We start from the raw sequence: 17,103 nt of genomic DNA, 5'->3' as shown, positions 1-17,103 counted from the left end.
GAGCACTCCTACAGCCTTTTTTGTTGTCGTTTTGCTGGCCGGTTACTGGGCTTTTTCGGCAGCCAGTTCTTCCAGGTCGATGTAGCGGTTGCCGATGCGCGGGTGCAGGCGGCCACCGTCGGCGCAACCCAGGACCACGACGATTTCGTCGGCACGCGGTGCGTCTTCGATCTGCATTTCCAGGGTGATGTAGTGCGAACGCAGGCCTTCGTCGTCCTTGTGCATCATCGGGATCTGGATCGAAGTACCCGGGCCACCGCGCTTGTTGGTGAAGCTCAGGTAGCTCTTGGCCTTGACCGCTTCGCGGTAATGGTTGCCGAAGCGCAGGGTGTGGATCACCGCCGAAGCGTGCTCGATCTCGCCGTCGGCGCCGACCACCGCAGCCTTGCCGTAAGCCTCGATTTTCTCGGCACCGCCAATGATGCCCACGAGGCGCTCGACCATCAGCGCACCGAGGTCGGAGCAGTTGGCGCGGATCTGCGGTTTCAGGTCTTCGACGAAACCGTTGCCCAGCCAGGGGTTCTTCATCACCACGGCCAGACCGACCATGGTCACGGGCTTATCGGTGGCTTTGCCGCCTTCAATAAAGGTTTCTTCGACATAGCTGACGATCTTGCGGATTTCGAAACTCATGAGCTGCTCCGTAGAGGTTTTGGGTGTCTGTGCGTCTGATGGTATACCATAATACCGGAAGCACAAGTCCCCGAATGGAGTTTCTGGCTGGATGGCATGCAAAAATGTGCGCCACGGGCAGCAGCGGACAAACGGCAGGCACGGGTTTATGCCGGGCGCAGGCCCGGCATGGGGGAGAAGAGAAGGGTAAGGAAGGGGATCAGCGGTGAAGCTGCGTCAAGCTGATGCCGTGCGCGAAAAATCCGCGATATACATGATGTGAGATAAATAGCTTCACGTTCTTTTGCGCCAGTTGCAACAGAATATCAAAACAGGCCGACGTGTTCGGCCTGTAGCTCCAAACTGAATATCAGTTGCCTTCGATTTTTTTGCATCTCCCTGGATTGTCGTAGATCAGCACTCATCCCCGCAGCAGAGCGGCCCGACCATAACTCACATTGAAAGCCCGCTTAATGCAGCTGCTTTCAGGTATTCAGTTGGTTGCTTTGGTTCGGGTGCGTCAGTGCTGAATGGGCAGCGCTATGCAGCCTAGGGATCAAGGGGGCGGCACGTATGAATGGGCATGATTCATATGCCTATCTCAAAGATGTGCTGATTCGGCTACCGACATATCGGGCGAGCGAGATTGGACAACTGTTGCCGCATCGGTGGATGCCGACCTGACTTATAAGGTTCAGGGGCTATGCATAATGGGAAATGACCAGCGCGGCGAACAACACGATGTGAATGCCCAACAGGCTCACCAGTAACCGCCTCATCCGCGACGGGAAGCGTTTCACTTCATTGAAGTCAATCAACCCCCTGCGCACGAAGACTTTCGGTATGGCCAACACCATAGAGATCAACCCAGTGCGCATGACCTTGCCCAGCAAACCTGCATGCTGGAATGCATTTTTATTGCCGGTCACGAAGGTGCAGTTCGTCAGCAATGACTCAAAGCGCTCGGTGTACTTATGCGCAACGTAACACTGCACGACGATGGCCAACACCATAGGGACGATGATCAGCAGCGCAACCAGTCCAGGGTCGACTTCATTCACTCCGATACCTCACGATACAAAAAGTCACCCAGCACCTCGCCTCTGTCGCTACCGATGTCACCGCCGATCTTACCGCCCACCGCACCGCCTACCACAGCACAAGCCAGTGCTCCTGGGCCGCCTGTACTAACCCCCAGAACGACTGCACAAACAGCAGTCCCTGCCATACCGCCCAGATACCCGCCGGCGCTGCCGCCCGCCAGGCTACCCATCAATGTCGAGCTTTCGACATATCTGGCGCGGCGGCATTGGTCCTCTCGGCCCATCGTGCAGGCTTTATGAATCGACAAACCTGTGGATGCCACATCCAGCGCAGTACCGATATACGTGCCTTTCTTGACCAGATTCGACGCTTTGGCAACGCCAGACACTTTGTCGGCATAGCCGGCGATCTCGCCTGTATGGAGGTAGCTATGGGTCGAAATGCCCAATGCCTGCTTGATCTTTCCCAGGTTACGTAACCCTGAGCCGTACGCGGCAATGTTCCCCAACTGTTTTTCGAGCTTCATGAACAAAGTGGTGCGCTTGGCGTAAAACGCGTCGCGGGCACTGAGGGTGCCAGAGCCGAGGTAATCGCGGTGTAGTTTCTCGATCTCCTCAAGTGTGGCCTTGATATTTTCCAGATGCTTGCTCCATCCCTCGCTGGCGGCACCAGCTCCCATTGAAGCGTTGGCCAGCACGCTCTGCAGCAAGTCGAAGTGTTCCAGAAAAAAATCGTCCGCCTCCACCCCGCTAGTCAGCAGCCCCGTGTGCACCTGAGCCGCCTTGGCCATCAGGAACGCTTCGTGGCTGGTGCAAGATGGCGTATCGGAGTCGCCCACAATAACCAACTCCCCGGCCATGACCACGCTGTTGGCAATATGCACATTCAAGACATCGAACTTGCCTTTGGCGTACCCCGACACCGGTGTACTAGCTTTCAACGACTGGTACGACTGGGTTCTTGGGTTGATGAAACTGCGTGCTTCAGACATTGCCTTACCTCACGCGTACTTCTTGTTGTTGATCCGATCCCAACCCCCCGCCACATTACCGCCACCACTACCATCGGAACGTTTCTGCCGGGTGTAGGTGGTTTTGATACGCCCGTAGTTCAACTGAATGACTTCGATGGGAACGCCCGAACTGGCGTTCTGCGAGTAGTCGGCAATGATCACCTCTTCCAAGACAATTTCGTAGTACTTAAGCTTGTCCGTGCCCGCCCGACAAAGCACGAGCTTCACTTCCTTAAAATGTTGACCCGCACAGCTTGCTTCCAGCAGCTTGCAACTGGCGATGTCGAGAAACTTGGTGAAGGTAAAATTGGTCAGGGTCGTACGCCCTGAGGTTGCACCGCCAGAAGAGCTCGCGGTGGCAGAGGTGCTTTGATTGACGCCGAAGTTGTAGCTCGTGATCTCGATCCAGTTGGGGTACTGCTCATCCAGCGCTTCGCCAGGGATTTCGTCGATTTGTATGAAGGCGTCGAAAGCCATGCTTACCTCTCCTTGGTAATGGTCGGGTTGAAATCTGATGAATGGTTATGACACTTTGTCTCACCAAAATGTTCCCTGACACAAAGGCGCCAGCCGTACCAGATAACGCCGTGGGCGCTCGAGGTTAAGAACTAGCTCTCCGCAGGTTGCTGCGCAGCGGCAAGCGCGTAGCCGCGATTATGAGTTTGATTTAGTCGGCCCTGCTGGCGTAGCGGGCGAGTGAAATTGCGGAACTGATACCACATCTCTGGTATCTGGCTTAGTCACGCAAGGTGAATCAGCCATACGCTTACTATGGAACAGCAAATCACCTGGATCATTGCCGTTATAGGCTTTGTCACCTTGTTAGGGATCTTTTGGAGAATGCAAGGGGGGGCGGACCAATGAACCTTCGAGCCATAGGCATCGTCTTGATTGCAATTTTCAGCTCGTTGTTAGCGTTGGCGAGCATTAGCGATTTCAGTGTCGCGTTAGGCATATTGGGGGCGATTGCAGGATATCTATTCGGTACAACAACGGACCCTAAAAAAACCGTAGTCCCCGCTCAGCAGGTCTAGTGACTGTGATGGTTCGAGTTTCCACCGACATCCAAGACAGTCCCTGTTGCGTTGACGTCGCCATTCACCTACAGGTTGCCGTATAGAGTGACCTGCGGGATATCCAGAGTCGCTGAAGGTTCTTTCACCATCACCGGTTCACCGGCTTCAAACGTGATACTCCGGCTGCACTTCACAAGCAACGCTCCACGCAATCTAGCGTCATCACCCCGGCCGCACGGTTGCCAGCCGCTGCCAGCGTCACGATGCTTCCTCTGACCAAGTTGAGTCGGCCCATGGCGGTACAGGCGCTCGTTTTTCGGTCGCCGCTGGTCGTGGCCTTACTGGCACTGCTGGGCACAGCAACCGTTACATCATTGACAATGGTGTACTAGATCAGTTGTTTGGTGGCCGGTTCCTTGTGCTTGACTTCAACAGCCTTGGGCACTTCCCGGATCCGGTCACGCAGAGTGACGTTGGTCAGATCTCCGAGGACCATGTGCGCTACCGGTACCTTGGTTGGCTTACTCAAGCACCCACGTTGTAATTTTTTCGCATTGAAAAACTTCAGGAACGCGGGTGTTTAAATGTTGTCAGGCTTACTCGATGAAAGCTACAAGACCTTGCGCCGTTGCCTACGGTTACGCCAGAATCCGCCGGCTTGTGCGTCTTGGGGCTGGCCTCTATCGTTTCCCTGCCACTGCCCATCAGTGGTCGGGTTTAGTCGCTCGCGTTAACTCAGTTGTGCATGCATCTGTCTTGCAGGTCTTTCATTACCTGTAATTGATGGTGACTGTACGCAGGGCGCCCTCGGGCGCGCCGGATTGCTGAGTTTCCCGGTCGACTAACCTGCGTACAGTTGCCTCCCTTTCGTTTAGTCGCAAGAGGGGTGGCACACCAACAGGAAACTCAGCATATGTTCAAAGTAACGCCCAACCCGCCGGACACCGATCCGGTATCCCCGTACGAACCCGATTCAAACAAACTCAACGAAGCCGCCAAGCGCGCCCTCGATTTCCACTTCCCCTCGTCCGCCGATATCAAAGCCACGCCGCGTACGGTCAGTACCTTGTTTACCGTCGACCCGCAGGTTGATACCGAAACCTTGGTGGTTTATCTGGTTGAGACGCTGGCCTCGGTGGATGTGATGGTTCACCAGTTGGTGGATCACTTGGACGGTGGATCGCGCAATGCGCTGCTGGGGATTTCCAACAGTGTGATGTTGGCGGAGATTACGGCGAACCGGGTGCTGGATCAGATTGATCCGCCTGCGTAGGTGCAGTTCGTTTGAATGAGTGGGTGCTCACTGTGATGTGCGGTGGTGTCTTTTTTTGGGGGGCTGCTGCGCAGCCCAGCGGGAGCAAGCTCCCTCGCCACAGGTTTCTCGGCGTTTGAACAATCAGGACTTCGCTTCCTTCGTCCCCAGCACATCCCGGATGTTGTCCACCACGCTGCTGTCCTTGATCACATCGTTGAGCCAACCCTCGAGCGGCATGTTGCCCCATTTGATCGCCCGTTCGATCAGGTAGGGGACGGGGCTCTGGGGTTCGGTCTGCTTGAAGAACTGCGCGATGCCCGCCAGCAGGGTGAATGCCTCGTCGCGAGTTTGCGGGGTGGTGCGCAGCGGTGTGACGGGGATGTCTTGCTGGGTCTGGGTCATTGCGGCACCTGCAGGTTGTGCGCCAGCGTTTTCGGCGACGGTCGGGGTGGGCGCGACAGGGGCCGGGTTCAGTTCGATGCCGCGATCCTTGAGCAGCTTCTCGGCCAGTTGCCCGGCGCGGGACAACACGTCGTGGAGCCCGGCAAAACTCGGCGCGTCATTGCCGAATAGCCTGTCGGCGGTGCTCTGCAGTTGCTGGCAGGCATTGAGGCTGGCGGCGATTTCGCTGGCCTTCTGGCGCAGGTGATCGGAGTCGGTCAGCACTACCGAGCGTTGGAATACCTCGGCGTTGATCTTGCCTTCGTCGAGGGCCGTGCGCATGGCCTGGGGGTTCTGCAATGCCAGGTTTTCGACGTGCCGGGATTCGTCATAACGCAGCAGGCCGTACTGTTGACCCTGGGTGATGGGCAGTCCGCCCACCACATCCGCCAGCGAGGTTTTCATCCACGCCAGGCGGGCAGCGCGTTCATCGACCCCGTTCTCGAGGGAAGGGAAGAGGCCGGTCCAGAAATTGTCCAGCAGGCGTTCGGCCAGGGTCAGGCCAAAGGTGATACCGGTGAAATGGTACTTGTGCGCCAAGGCTTCGCTGAGCCAGGCGACGAGCATCAGGTCCTTGCTCTGGCGAGCCAGGCCCTGGGCAGCCAGGGTGAGGGTCAGATCCCAGTCGGATGACTTCAGATCGGTTTGCCAGTCACCCTGGGTCAGGTAATCGGGGTCTGCTCGCCGTGCTTCTTTCACCTGATCGAACAAGGTGGAAAAGCTCAGGTCTTCGCCGCTCCCCTCATTGATGGGCGCGGTCAGTTCGGCCAGCGAAAGGTCGTTGAGAAATTCAGACATGGGAAACTCTGATCAGACTAAAAGAACACCGCGCCCGCCGGGCAGGCACGGTGCCGAAAACGAGCCGCTTGTACGGCCCGTCATTACTACGGTGTTATGCGAAAACCTTGTTCGCGGTGCGATCCCAGCCACCGGTGACGTTACCGCCGCCCTGGCCATCTGCACGGCTCTGCTGGGTGTAGGTGGTCTTGATGCGGGCGAAGTTGAAGCTGATTTCTTCGATCGGCAGATCGCCAACCGCTTTGTCTTCACCGTTCTGGCTGCCGCCAGCGACCGCTTTCACGGACGACACCACGACTTCTTCCAGGTTGATGGTCAGGTAGGTCACCTTGTCGCCACCGGCACGGTTCACGTTCAACTGGATCTTGGCGATGTGCGTGCCTTTGCAGCAGGCTTCGAACAGCTTGGCAGAAGCCTTGTCCACGGCTTTGCGGATGCTGAAGTCGCTCAACGCAACACGCTCCGACGAAGCACCGCCCGAAGAGCTGGCCGTCGCGGAAGTCGCCTGGGTTGCGCCGTACTCGTAGCCCAGCACTTCGATCCAATCCTTGTGTTTGTCGTCCAGAACTTCACCTGGAATGCCGTCGATCTGGATGTATGCGTCAAATGCCATTTCTATTTTCTCCTTACCTTCATTTAAAGGGATGTCACCTGCAAGCAGGTCGCAACCCTTCGTTTTAACCTCTTTGAATCGATCAACAGAGGTGTCTTATGCCGGCCCGGGCCTCTCGTCGAGATGACCCGGATACCGGTATTTCTACACAAGGCGCGCCTACTCAGTTGAGTGCCCGCACTTCGATTTCTACCCGCCGGTTAGGCTCAAGGCAGCGGATCAGCTGGGCCCTTGGCTGCTGCATATCGCACTTGACCAAGGGCTTGTTGCTGCCTTCGCCGACGGCTTCGACCAGCTCGCCGGGTACGCCTTTGCCCACCAGGTAGGTCTTGATGGTTTGTGCCCGTTGTTTGGAAACCTGCAGGTTGCCTTGGGGATCGCCGAGCTGATCGGCGTGCCCGGCGATGATGATTTTTCCGATGTTGGGGGTGCTCAGCAGCTTGCCGGCAATCGCGCTGAGCTGGCTTTGGCCTTCAGTCTTGAGGCTCTGGAAGTCCGCACGGGCGAAAGCGAACAGGGTGTCCGACTCCAGCGTGATGGTTTCGATCGAGCGCAACGACTGGGTCAGCAGGCTGTTGATGTAGTTGCGCGAGCTGGAGATCAGGAACGCGTTGTCGAGAATCCGTGGCACGTCCGGCTCGTGAATCTGGTCGCTGTAGAAATTGATCTGGCGGCTGGCGAATTCATAGTCCGAGGCGGCGACACTGGCGTTGCCGACCTGACGGGCAATCGCCGGGTACCAGTAATCCGGGATTTTCGCTTTCAGGAACCCAGGGTCGACCTTTTCCCGTTGTGCGCGGGACAACATGACGTAGGTGTCCAGCGTCGCCTTGCCGAACTGCGCAATGGACTGCGCCCGATTGTCGTTGGGCAGGGCCTTGGGCTCGACGCTGTCCACGCCGGTCACGGGCATCAGCTCTTTGGCGTTGCGCTGATAGACCTTGAGGGTGGTCAGCAAGTACAACGAGCGGGTCAGGTTGTCGGCCGTGGGCTTGAGCATCACGCTTTCCAGCCGATCGAAATAGCGGCTGCGCACCAGTGGTTCTACCTTGTGCCCTTGATAGAGCCCCAGACGCATGCGCAGCGGCACGCCTTCGTCGTGGTGTTGCGCGTAGTAGTGCGCGGTCCAGAAGCGCAGGCGATCCAGGGTTTGCCAATCGGTGTACTGAGCGGGAACTGAGCGGTCGTCGACGCCAGCCTGAGTCAGTTCTGCCGAGAGACTCTGCAAGGTGTTCCTGTTGTTCACATACGACCAGCCCAACAAGCTGCACAGCAGCACCGCAACCAATCCGGCACCGCCGATCCAGGTCGCCCGGCGCCGACGTTCGCGGTGGTTGGTGGTGTACAGCGCCACCAGGTGCTGGTCGGGAATGATGACTTTGCGGAACAGGCTGTTGATGAACAATGGGCGCGGTTGCGCGTGACCGTTGGCGATCTCCCGATCACCTTCCAGCGAAAAGCGCTCGGTCACCTGCCGTGCGTGTCCACCCAGTTCCGGCTGGTCTGCGTCCAGCGCGCTGGTGAAATAGAAGCCGCGCAGCAGTTCCGCACTTTGATAAGGGTTGGCGCGCAACAGGGCATCGACGAACAGTTGAAGCCGTGGCTTGAGGGCTGCCAGTTCCAGCGGGAAGCGATACACCGCCGAATCCTGCCGGGTGATCTGGATGTCCTGGGTGACCAGTTGCTGGCTCGCCACTTGTTGCCAATAGCTGACCAGCTCGTCCATCGCGATGCCGAAACGCTGGCCCCAGTCGGCTTGCTCATAGCCCTTGTGGGAGAAAGTCTTGCCCATGACTTCGCCGCGTGCGGTTTCATCGAGTTGGCGATAGAAGGGCGCAAAACCCGGCACCAGGTCGCATTTGGTGAACACCAGGTACACCGGCAACCGCACTTCCAGCAGGGCATGGGTTTCCTGGATGCGTTCGCGCAGGCGCTTGGCGATGCGCTCCTGATCTTCGAGCGAGGCTTGCAGGATGTCGTGGATGCTGACGGTGACGATCAGGCCATTGAGCGGCCGGCGCTGGCGATGCTGGCGCAGCAGTTGCAGGAATGCGCGCCATTTGCCGGCCTCTTCCTGGTTGTTCATGTAGCGGCCGGCGGTGTCCAGCAGCACGGCTTCGGAGCTGAAGAACCAGTCGCAGTTGCGGGTGCCACCCAGGCCAGCGACGCGCACACCTTCGCGCTCGGCGTAGGGGAAGTTGAGGCCCGACTGGTAGAGCATGGTGCTTTTGCCTGCCGCAGGCTGACCGACCACCAGGTACCAGGGCAGGGCATACAGCGCATCCTTGGGATTGCTGCCCCGTGGCTTGTTGCTGTGCAAGCGCTCGATGCTCTGCAACAGGCGCTCGCGCAACAGGCTGACTTCTTCGCGATCCGCCGGGCTCGCGTTCAACACCGCCTGATCGGCATCCTCGCGCAGCAGTCCTTCAAGGTTGTGATGCCGCGACACGCCCCGATAGAGCAGCAGCACATAACCGGCGGACAGCACCAGGAATACAGCGATGCCGGTCAGCAGGCTGTTGAGCGAACTGAAATCAAATGCACGCCCGATGCCCCACACCACGAAGATCGTGAGGAAAAAGCACACCCCCAGGATGTAGGGTTGATAGCGCAAGAAGTAGTACTTGATCTTGTTCATACAGGCTTCGAATCCAGGGCATCGACAAAACGGTCGATAACGTCACCCAGAGGGCGGTCGATTTCGGGAAAGGCGTGTGTGCGGTGGTGCTCGTCAAAGGCATCGAAGGACGCCAGCACGTCGTAGCTCTGCGAACGGTCACTGATGCCCGTCAGCACGCGGTAGGCGTCGCTGGTCTGGCGCGATGCAAAACAGATCAGCCGGGGACGCATGAAGTCGTCCGCCAGCAGGCTGATCTGCGGCACGGCGCGTTCCGGTGTCATTTGTGTCAGCCAGGTGACCCACAGATCGGCGGTCGGATTCTTCAGGCCTCTTTCCGCCGGCAAGGGCAGGGCGATGCCGATTGGCGTCGCGTGAGCCAGGTGCCTTCTCAGGGCCTGAAGACGGGTCAGCACGGCATTGGTGACGAACTCCGGGTAGGCGCCTTCGAGGGCGGTACTGATATCGCGCAGGTTGAAGTTCACCAGGAACTTGTCATGCACGCGCCGGAACAACTCGAAGTCCTGGCCTTGCAACGGGCGCAGGGCCTTGATGCGTTCGAACAGCACCGAGGTGCTTTCACCCTGGACGGCCATGTGCAGCAGTGGCCGGATCTGCCCGCTGAACAATTCACCCAGGGTGAACGGATTGACCAGAGGCTCGGCTTCACTGGCCTTGAGGGTCTGGAAAATGAAGAACGGATAGCGCCGTCCACTCGAATCCCTCGAGCTGATCAGCCCACCCAGTAACCAGTTGCCGCTGCGCGCGCGGTAGCTGAAAAAGCACAGCGGCAACCCGTCGAACAGCTCGCGCCAGTCGTCGCGATGCTGCAGGGCGGCCAGCGCCCCTTGCAGCCAGCTATCGAACTCGCAGACGTCGTCACCCGCACCTTGCAGACTGACGAAGTCCGGGCTCGCGGGCACCTTTCCGAAGCAGCCGATCATTGGCCGCAACCCTGCTTCAAGGCTCGGCGGCTCACAGCGCTTGACCTTCTTTGCTGTTGAGCGCGCTCAATGCCTTGACGTTGGCAAGGTCGGTCAACTTGACGCCGCCGTAGTTGCGCACGGCGAGGCTGACCGGGCCACTGCTGGTGTTCCAGCTGAAGCGCTGCTGGATGCCGTCAAGATCGCTGACCCGCGCGCTGTCGTTCATGCGCAGCAGACCCCAGCGGCCCGGGTAGTCGAACACCGTGATGCGCTCGCCGGTCAGGGTGACCACATCCAGGCGTGCGCCCGGCGTGGTGGTCGTGCCCGGCCACGAGAAGCGGCTCCAGCTGGTCTTGCCGTTGCGGTAGTGCTGCACCTGGCCATCGAGGGTGAAGATGATGTCGGTCAGGTTGGCGGAAGGTTCGAGCATGATCTCGAAGCCGTTGTCGCGGTCCGACAGGCTGGCGATCACCTGGCCCAACGAACTGGCCTTGTCGATGCTGTTGACCATGTTTGGGTTGACCAGCGGCGTTGCCTTGCTGTTGCTGCTCATCCCCAGGCCTTCGCCACCGGACAGATTGCCGATTTCGTTGCGCTTGAAGTTCGGCAGCAGCCCGGATTCCGGGTCGACGAAACGCTGTAGATCCTTGACCGAGGCTTCATTGCGGCTACCGGGCGCAATCGGGTAACGGTGCGCCATGACCTGCTCCCAGGGCTTGGCAATCTGCTGCGCCCAGGCCTTGGCAATCTGTTGGCCGGCCGGGTCGCGCAGGGTTTCCCAGGCAAACTGGATCGGCAGGCTGAACAGGCCCTGCAACGAATCGGACAGACCGCCCTGGCTGGTGTCGACGGTGGTCTCGACATAGTTGCGCACGCTGGTCACTTCACTTGGCAACCCTTCGAGGGTTTCGCTGATCAGCTGCTTGCTGCTCTTGCCAACGTCCTGGGAGCGCTGGATGTTGTTCATCCGCACTTTGAGTTTGCGCAAGGCCGCCAGGTAGCGGTCCATGATCGTGCTGTCGGCGCCTTCGGCGTTCTGCACCGCAAACACCCGCGACACTGGCTCGAAGCGTTTGGCCAGGCTGCCGTCGTCGACCGCCGGTAAAGGCGAAATCAACGTACTTGCCGATGAATTCTTTCCATCGAAGATCCCGGTGACGCTGCTCCAGAATCCGTCATCGGGCTTGATGCCCGCTGGCAGGGTTTCGCGGGGGGCAGGGACGTCCCATTGAGTGTTGTCGTTGATCGCCGCCAGGAGGATTTTCACCGGCGAGTTCTGCACGTCGCTGAACAGCGACAGTTGCTGGGTCGCATTGGCCATGTCGGTGAAATGACGAACGCCAACGCTGTCGATGAAGGTGTACCAGGCTTGTGTGTAGTCGCGCTTGTAGCGCGTCATGAACTCACGGATGAAGTTGGCTTTCTGCACGATGCTGTCGCCGCCTTCGCCGTCGAGCACCCAGTCCGATTCATTTTGCAGGTTGCCCGACACCAGCTTGATCAGCTCGGGCTTGACGAACTGTTCCCAGCCCTGGCGGGTGAAAATCGCCGGGACCGCCTCGGTGCCGTACAGCAACTGACGGCCTGGCATCGGCACCAGGTCGCTCAAGCCCACGGCCGGGAACTGACGGCTGGATTCCAGTTGCAGACGCAGGTATTCACGGTCCACCAGCGAGCTGGAAATCATGAAGGACTTGAGGCTGTTGCGAGTTTCGCTGATCAGCTGCTCGTTACGCGACAAGGTCGGTGCCTGGCCATTCTTGAGCAATTGCACGTAGACCGGTGAGTTGTCCTGAATCACCGCGGTGCTGACAGGATTGTCGGCACTGGCGGTATTGGCCCAGGCCACCGGCAATGCAGCGCCGACGAACTCCGGATCTGGATGGGTGCCGGGTTGCGTGAGCATCAGGTAGAGCTTCAGCGCGTTGTAGGACTCGATGATGGACGCGACTTGGCGCTCATCCAGCCGGCCGAGCATTTCCTCGGACAACGACAGCCCGCCGGTGGTCGCCGACAAATCAGCGGCATCGCTCGCCGTGGCTGGGTTGCGCAGTGCCGTCAGCGCATCCCCCCGTGCCTTGTTGGCGGCACCCTTGGCGGCACCGGTCAGGCGGCTGGCCACATCACCGCCACTGCGCGGCAGGTTGTTCAAGCGCACTGGCAGTTTCTGGCCTTGCGCGCGGGCTTTGACCGGGTCGGCTTTGTTTGGCGCAGGCGCAAAGCTGTTCTGCGCGTCCATGGTCTTGGCGAACTCATTGAAGGCGCGCATCTGCAATTGCAGTTGCAAGGTGACCGGTTCCAGCGCCTGGGTGCGCAGTTGCTGCAAGTAGGCAGTCTGCGCGACGCGGTAGATGTCGTCACCACGATAGAGGCCCGCGCCGAGTTGCAGCGGCACACCTTTGGCACGGTACTTCTCGATGGCCGAGAGTTGATCGCGCAGCAGTTCCAGGCCCTGGCCCGAGGCGAGCAGCCCGGCACGGTCCGGGGACTGTTGCAGTTCGGTCAGTTGCTCGCGCAGTGTGGCCAGCCACTGACGGTTGTTCTGGAACGACAGGGCTTGCCAGCCAATGAACGCAACCCCGGCCAGCACCGCCAGGCCCAGCAGGGCAGGGCTGGCGGAGGTGTTCTTGCCCAGGCGCGACTGATAGAGGGTCAGGTCACGGTCCGGGAAGATCACCCGACGGAACGTATCGGTGATGAAGTAGCTGCGGTCGCTGATTTTCTTGCCGCTGCTTTGCTCCAGTTGCTCATGCTCCGCTTGCAAGGCAAACGACTCGGCCAGGTCGTCTTCATACACCTGGCTCAACTGCTGGTCGGTCTGCAAGGCGCTGGTGAAATACAGCCCGCGCAGCAACAGCGGCGCACCGTTGCGACCGCTCTCGGCGAAGTGCTGGAGAAACTGCTCCAGCACCCCCGACAGCTCGGCGAAATAGTTCGGGAAGTTCAGCAGGGCGCTGTTGGCATCGGCACCCAAGGCAATCATCTGGGCGTCGACGTGACGACGAATATGGCCGTGCAGGTTGGCCAGCTTGGCATCCAGCACCGGGCGCAGGCCCTGGTTGCGGATCTCGGACAAACCGAAGGTCATGCCCAGCGGTTGCTGGCGCTCGTTCAGGTCCAGGCCTTCAAACGCCTGGCTGAAGCCCGGCAGTTGATCGGTCTTGCTCAGCATCAGGTAGATCGGTGGACTGGCGTCCAGGCACTCGTTGTATTCCTCGATGCGCGACACCAGTTGTGCGGCCAGTTCGTTGCGCTCGGTGGCGCTACACGCCAGCAGTTCCGGCAGGCTCACCACCAACACAAAGCCGTTGACCGCGGCTTTGCTGCGCTGCTTTTTCAGCATGCGCAGGAAGGCGGCGAACTCGCTGGCCGACGGGTCGTCCCGCAGGTAACGGCCGGCCGTGTCGATCATCACGGCCTCGGGGCTGAAATACCAATCGCAATGCTGGGTGCCGCTCTCGGTGTCGTTGGCGCTGCTGGCAATGCTCGCGGACAGGCCGGAGCGGGTCAGCAACGAGGTCTTGCCCGCTGCCGACATGCCGATGACCAGGTACCACGGCAAATCATAAAGCGCCGACGAGCCGCCGCCACCGGCCGAGCGATCAGCGCGCAGCATCGCGATGGCGTGCTTGAGGCGTTCGCGCAGCACTTGCTGATCGCGGAATTCACCGGCGGATTTGAGCGAGCGATCGACTTCGATCTGCACCAGGTTTTCAAGGTTGTGCTCGGCGCGGATGCGCTTGTACTGACGCAGCACAATGATCAGCAGATAGAAGGCACTGACGATCGCCATCGCTTCCAGCGCATAACCGCGCAGCCAACTCACGTGCGGGGCCACGAACCAGCAGACCGCCAGGCTCGCCAGCCACAGGACGGGAACGAGGAACCAAAAACTTTTCAACGAACGCAATAATGTCTTCATGTCTTCCTGACTCGATTACCTGACCTGTTTTCAGGCACTGAACAGCTGGCTGATTTGTTCGGACAATGCGGCTACGTCTTTGGCCAGCAACCAGTCCAGCGTCAGGTAGACACCCGCGCAGACCAGCGCAATCAGCGCCAGGTAGAGCCAGAGGGGCACTTCATGGTGCAGCATCTGCGAGACCTGGTCGGGCAACGCCCAGTCAGGCGAGAGGGCCTTGGGCGTCTTGCGAAAACGCGCGATGTCCTGGCCCAGGGTATTGGCCAGGTAGCGCAGCTGGTCCTTTTGCCCGAGGCTGAACTTGCCTTCGAAACCCAGGGCCAGACACAGGTGGTAAACCTCGAGCACATCGAGGTTCTGTTTGACGTCGCCACGCAGCGCATCGATTTTTTCGAAGAAGCCTTCGCCGGCCAGGTGCACGCCGAAATAGCGGAACTGCAGCGGCTGCAATTCAAAGTGCCGACGCAACTCGTTGTCCCCGGAGCGCAACACGCTTTCATCAAGGAACGCACACAGGGCGTACTGGGTGTCCTTCACCTGTTCAACGCTGTAGTTGGCGCCACGGGCATCGCGTTCCAGCGCCTTGAAGAAGGTATCGACGCTCGCCTCGAAGGCGCTGACCGAAGTCACCTGGCGACCCTTGCGCACGATCAGCGCCATGCTGATGAAGTCCTGCACCAGGTCTTTGAGTGTCGGTTTTTCACGGGCGGCCGCAACGGCGCCTTGCAGTACGGCTTCGGTCATTTGAGTACCGCCATCAGTTCAAGCTTGAGGTTGGTGAACGCGCTGGGCGCATAGAAAGAGATGGCCTGGGCACTCATCATTCGTTCGTAGACCCGACCATGGGGCTCGATGGAGAAGTAGTGATTGTCCAGTCGCACCGGAATCGCATTGGGCAGGCGGGTCGAATGATTGAGGGTGACCCCAGGCATGGCGCTGTTGACCACCACTTCGATGTCTTCCGGCGAGCCGACCTTGAACGCCCGAGGCACCAGTTCCAGCAGGCTCGCCCCCGGCATGTCGGCGTGCACGGAGATATAGAAGTCCGCCTCCGCCAACCGTGGGTCGTGCAACTGCCCTTGCCAGTAGGAGGGTTTGGTCTGGGTCAGGTTGATCACCACACACTGGTTCGGCACCACGTTGTCGAGCAGCACGCGAATCATTTCGTCGAGCTTGACCAGCGAGGCCGCCGGGTCGTGGTGGTCGTACTCGGGGATGTCGTTGAGTTGGGTGTCCAGCGAGAACGTCAGCAATCCGCCGGCGAGTTCGGCCAGGAACAGATACAAGCGCTCGGGGTGCAAGCGCGGGTGCGCAAGCAGGTGCGCCAGGGCCGGGTGGGCACGGTTCACTGTGTTCAACAGCCAGAACAGGGTCACGTCGCTGGAGCCGAACTCGGCGATCTGATCCGCACGCTCGCGGCGACGGCCCGACAGCGCCTTGCTCTTGGATTGCAAGGCACCGAGCAAACGCTTGCCCAGTCCGATCAGGGTGTCGTGGGTGCCCAGGTGCAGCGTCGGGTGCACGAAATGCCCATCGAGGTTGAAACCGCCGATGTTGTTGCGCGACAGCCGGGCAATCGGGCACCAGGTGTAGCCATCGAGGTTGTCGCCGTCGATCAGCATCACCACGTTCAGGCGCAGGCTGGTGATTTCGTTTTCCAGGTCGCCTTCGTTGAGGTCCGGCAAGGTGTCGAACTGCTTGCGAAAGCGCCGCCCGGTTTTTTGCTCCTGGCCGTCTTCGACGTAGTTCAGGCCGAAAGGCTCAGGCAGTTTCAGCGCGGCGTAGACCTTCAGGTCGTTACCCTTGAGCAGGTCCTTCAAGTCCCGGGCGGCAGGCAGCGGATCGTGCTGCGGTGCGTCGAACAGGCTGCCGTCGGGAAACACCAGTTTCAGCCGCTTGAGCTGCAGGGAACCGGTGGCGAGGGCTTCCTCGTCCACTTCCAGCAACTGCACGCCCCAGTGAAAAGGCGTGTTGCGCAGGGTCGCCTGCGCCAGCTGATGCTGGTGGAACTCATCCTGATACTGGAAATGCTGTGGCAAAAGGAACATGCCTTCGGACCACATCACCCGGCTTTGCTTACTCATTGAGCGCCTTCCAATAATGAATTCAATTTCGAGTCCACGGCTTTTTGCGCGGAGGCACTCGCCTGGTCCTGGGCCTTCTGCACCACAGCGTCCTGCACACGGTCGGTCAGCGTGGGTTCGGCCGGTTGCTCAGCGGCTTTGGCCAGTTGTTCCTGGGTCTTGGGTTTGTCCAGCACGTCGACGCCGCTGACGGCCGACACGGTGTTGTTGTCCACCAGCACCCGCAGGCCGTCGGAGGAGAACCAGATGCCGTCCTTGCGCAGGGAGTTGGCGTCAAACGCGACCTTCCAGCGACTGTTCTCATCAGTGCGGAAAAAAGCCGCGACGCCGACATAGCCGGCTGCTTTGTTCAGGGGCCACTTGTCGACTTGCCCCATGCCCGGCAACAAGGTGATTTCGCGGTTTTCCAGCAGGGTATTGCCGAGAGCCTTTTGCGGGTCGTCCCACAGCGAGTCGGCATCCACCGACGCAAAGCGCTCCAGCGATGTCAGCTGGTACGCGCGCAGCACCACCGAAAGCGGCTTGCCGGCCGCGTCGGGATTGAGCTGGTTGCCGCCGTCGGACGTCAGGATGACTTTCTCGTTGTCGTCGAACAGCATGTCGCCGGCCCACGTGTCGTCGACCCGCTTGCCGACCCGGTCGGTGACGCCACAGGCGCTCAGTACCGCCATCATCACCACCGCCGTCAGGCATTTAGCCAACGCCGTCTTTTCGGGACGCTTCCCTGGATATCTCTTGTCCATGACCACTACCTGTAAATGCC

At 59.6% G+C, this 17,103-nt stretch carries 14 protein-coding genes and 1 pseudogene; 2 read left to right on the top strand and 13 right to left on the bottom strand.

Annotated features, from left to right (window positions below):
* Positions 1-42: 42 nt before the first annotated feature.
* Positions 43-633 (bottom strand): amino acid synthesis family protein, encoded by a 591-nt coding sequence (locus tag KGA96_RS12965; RefSeq protein WP_007978708.1) that lies wholly within the window; start codon positions 631-633, stop codon positions 43-45.
* 546 nt (positions 634-1,179) lie between these two features.
* On the opposite strand from KGA96_RS12965, the pseudogene KGA96_RS12960 reads away from it, so the two are divergent.
* Positions 1,180-1,296, top strand: a pseudogene (locus KGA96_RS12960) (transposase domain-containing protein); the annotation flags it as partial.
* A 17-nt stretch (positions 1,297-1,313) separates the two neighbouring features.
* Here the strand turns inward: KGA96_RS12960 and KGA96_RS12955 are convergent.
* The 4 genes from KGA96_RS12955 to KGA96_RS12940 all read right to left on the bottom strand — a co-directional run bounded on the left by KGA96_RS12955 (position 1,314) and on the right by KGA96_RS12940 (position 4,213).
* The gene (locus tag KGA96_RS12955; RefSeq protein WP_046042552.1) at positions 1,314-1,673 is read right to left on the bottom strand and encodes a hypothetical protein; all 360 of its coding nucleotides are present in this window, start codon (positions 1,671-1,673) and stop codon (positions 1,314-1,316) included.
* On the bottom strand, positions 1,670-2,647 hold the full coding sequence (locus KGA96_RS12950) for a hypothetical protein (RefSeq protein WP_046042551.1): 978 nt from the start codon (positions 2,645-2,647) through the stop codon (positions 1,670-1,672). Before KGA96_RS12950 ends, KGA96_RS12955 begins: the two co-directional genes overlap by 4 nt.
* A gap of 9 nt (positions 2,648-2,656) precedes the next feature.
* Positions 2,657-3,145 (bottom strand): Hcp family type VI secretion system effector, encoded by a 489-nt coding sequence (locus KGA96_RS12945; RefSeq protein ID WP_223513064.1) that lies wholly within the window; start codon positions 3,143-3,145, stop codon positions 2,657-2,659.
* Between the two features lie 927 nt (positions 3,146-4,072).
* Complete coding sequence (locus KGA96_RS12940) at positions 4,073-4,213, bottom strand: hypothetical protein (RefSeq protein ID WP_223513063.1); 141 nt, start codon at positions 4,211-4,213, stop codon at positions 4,073-4,075.
* A gap of 384 nt (positions 4,214-4,597) precedes the next feature.
* On the opposite strand from KGA96_RS12940, the gene KGA96_RS12935 reads away from it, so the two are divergent.
* The gene (locus KGA96_RS12935) at positions 4,598-4,957 is read left to right on the top strand and encodes a DUF6124 family protein (protein ID WP_046042549.1); all 360 of its coding nucleotides are present in this window, start codon (positions 4,598-4,600) and stop codon (positions 4,955-4,957) included.
* Between the two features lie 123 nt (positions 4,958-5,080).
* Here KGA96_RS12935 and tssA read toward each other — a convergent pair whose 3' ends face one another.
* From tssA to tssJ, 8 genes are all read right to left on the bottom strand, one after another.
* Positions 5,081-6,178, bottom strand: a complete 1,098-nt coding sequence (gene tssA / locus KGA96_RS12930) for a type VI secretion system protein TssA (RefSeq protein WP_223513062.1) — start codon at positions 6,176-6,178, stop codon at positions 5,081-5,083.
* Positions 6,179-6,272: 94 nt separating this feature from the next.
* Positions 6,273-6,791, bottom strand: coding sequence for an Hcp family type VI secretion system effector (locus KGA96_RS12925; protein ID WP_007978712.1), 519 nt, complete (start codon positions 6,789-6,791; stop codon positions 6,273-6,275).
* A gap of 163 nt (positions 6,792-6,954) precedes the next feature.
* The gene (gene tssM / locus KGA96_RS12920) at positions 6,955-9,429 is read right to left on the bottom strand and encodes a type VI secretion system membrane subunit TssM (RefSeq protein ID WP_223513061.1); all 2,475 of its coding nucleotides are present in this window, start codon (positions 9,427-9,429) and stop codon (positions 6,955-6,957) included.
* Positions 9,426-10,352 (bottom strand): type VI secretion system-associated protein TagF, encoded by a 927-nt coding sequence (gene tagF / locus KGA96_RS12915; protein ID WP_046042546.1) that lies wholly within the window; start codon positions 10,350-10,352, stop codon positions 9,426-9,428. The genes tssM and tagF overlap by 4 nt, the downstream gene beginning before the upstream one ends.
* Positions 10,353-10,383: 31 nt before the next feature.
* Positions 10,384-14,256, bottom strand: a complete 3,873-nt coding sequence (locus tag KGA96_RS12910; RefSeq protein ID WP_223513060.1) for a type VI secretion protein IcmF/TssM N-terminal domain-containing protein — start codon at positions 14,254-14,256, stop codon at positions 10,384-10,386.
* A 30-nt stretch (positions 14,257-14,286) separates the two neighbouring features.
* Positions 14,287-15,000 carry a type IVB secretion system protein IcmH/DotU gene (gene icmH / locus KGA96_RS12905; protein WP_223513057.1) on the bottom strand — a complete coding sequence of 238 codons (714 nt, stop codon included), beginning with the start codon at positions 14,998-15,000 and terminating at the stop codon, positions 14,287-14,289.
* Positions 14,997-16,340 carry a type VI secretion system baseplate subunit TssK gene (gene tssK / locus KGA96_RS12900; RefSeq protein WP_046042543.1) on the bottom strand — a complete coding sequence of 448 codons (1,344 nt, stop codon included), beginning with the start codon at positions 16,338-16,340 and terminating at the stop codon, positions 14,997-14,999. The genes icmH and tssK overlap by 4 nt, the downstream gene beginning before the upstream one ends.
* Entirely contained in the window at positions 16,337-17,083 is a 747-nt protein-coding gene (gene tssJ, locus KGA96_RS12895; RefSeq protein ID WP_223513054.1) for a type VI secretion system lipoprotein TssJ, read from the bottom strand. The genes tssK and tssJ overlap by 4 nt, the downstream gene beginning before the upstream one ends.
* Between the last annotated feature and the right edge of the window lie 20 nt (positions 17,084-17,103).

Source organism: Pseudomonas sp. GL-R-26 (assembly GCF_019947365.1).
Taxonomy (GTDB): domain Bacteria; phylum Pseudomonadota; class Gammaproteobacteria; order Pseudomonadales; family Pseudomonadaceae; genus Aquipseudomonas.
Note: the sequence above shows the minus strand (reverse complement) of the source record. Positions and strands in the feature narration are given on the sequence as shown.

Coding starts and splice junctions, on each gene's coding strand:
- KGA96_RS12965 (WP_007978708.1), bottom strand. CDS start 633: ATGAGTTTCGAAATCCGCAAGATCGTCAGCTATGTCGAAGAAACCTTT.
- KGA96_RS12950 (WP_046042551.1), bottom strand. CDS start 2,647: ATGTCTGAAGCACGCAGTTTCATCAACCCAAGAACCCAGTCGTACCAG.
- KGA96_RS12945 (WP_223513064.1), bottom strand. CDS start 3,145: ATGGCTTTCGACGCCTTCATACAAATCGACGAAATCCCTGGCGAAGCG.
- KGA96_RS12935 (WP_046042549.1), top strand. CDS start 4,598: ATGTTCAAAGTAACGCCCAACCCGCCGGACACCGATCCGGTATCCCCG.
- tssA (WP_223513062.1), bottom strand. CDS start 6,178: ATGTCTGAATTTCTCAACGACCTTTCGCTGGCCGAACTGACCGCGCCC.
- KGA96_RS12925 (WP_007978712.1), bottom strand. CDS start 6,791: ATGGCATTTGACGCATACATCCAGATCGACGGCATTCCAGGTGAAGTT.
- tssM (WP_223513061.1), bottom strand. CDS start 9,429: ATGAACAAGATCAAGTACTACTTCTTGCGCTATCAACCCTACATCCTG.
- tagF (WP_046042546.1), bottom strand. CDS start 10,352: ATGATCGGCTGCTTCGGAAAGGTGCCCGCGAGCCCGGACTTCGTCAGT.
- KGA96_RS12910 (WP_223513060.1), bottom strand. CDS start 14,256: ATGAAGACATTATTGCGTTCGTTGAAAAGTTTTTGGTTCCTCGTTCCC.
- icmH (WP_223513057.1), bottom strand. CDS start 15,000: ATGACCGAAGCCGTACTGCAAGGCGCCGTTGCGGCCGCCCGTGAAAAA.
- tssK (WP_046042543.1), bottom strand. CDS start 16,340: ATGAGTAAGCAAAGCCGGGTGATGTGGTCCGAAGGCATGTTCCTTTTG.
- tssJ (WP_223513054.1), bottom strand. CDS start 17,083: ATGGACAAGAGATATCCAGGGAAGCGTCCCGAAAAGACGGCGTTGGCT.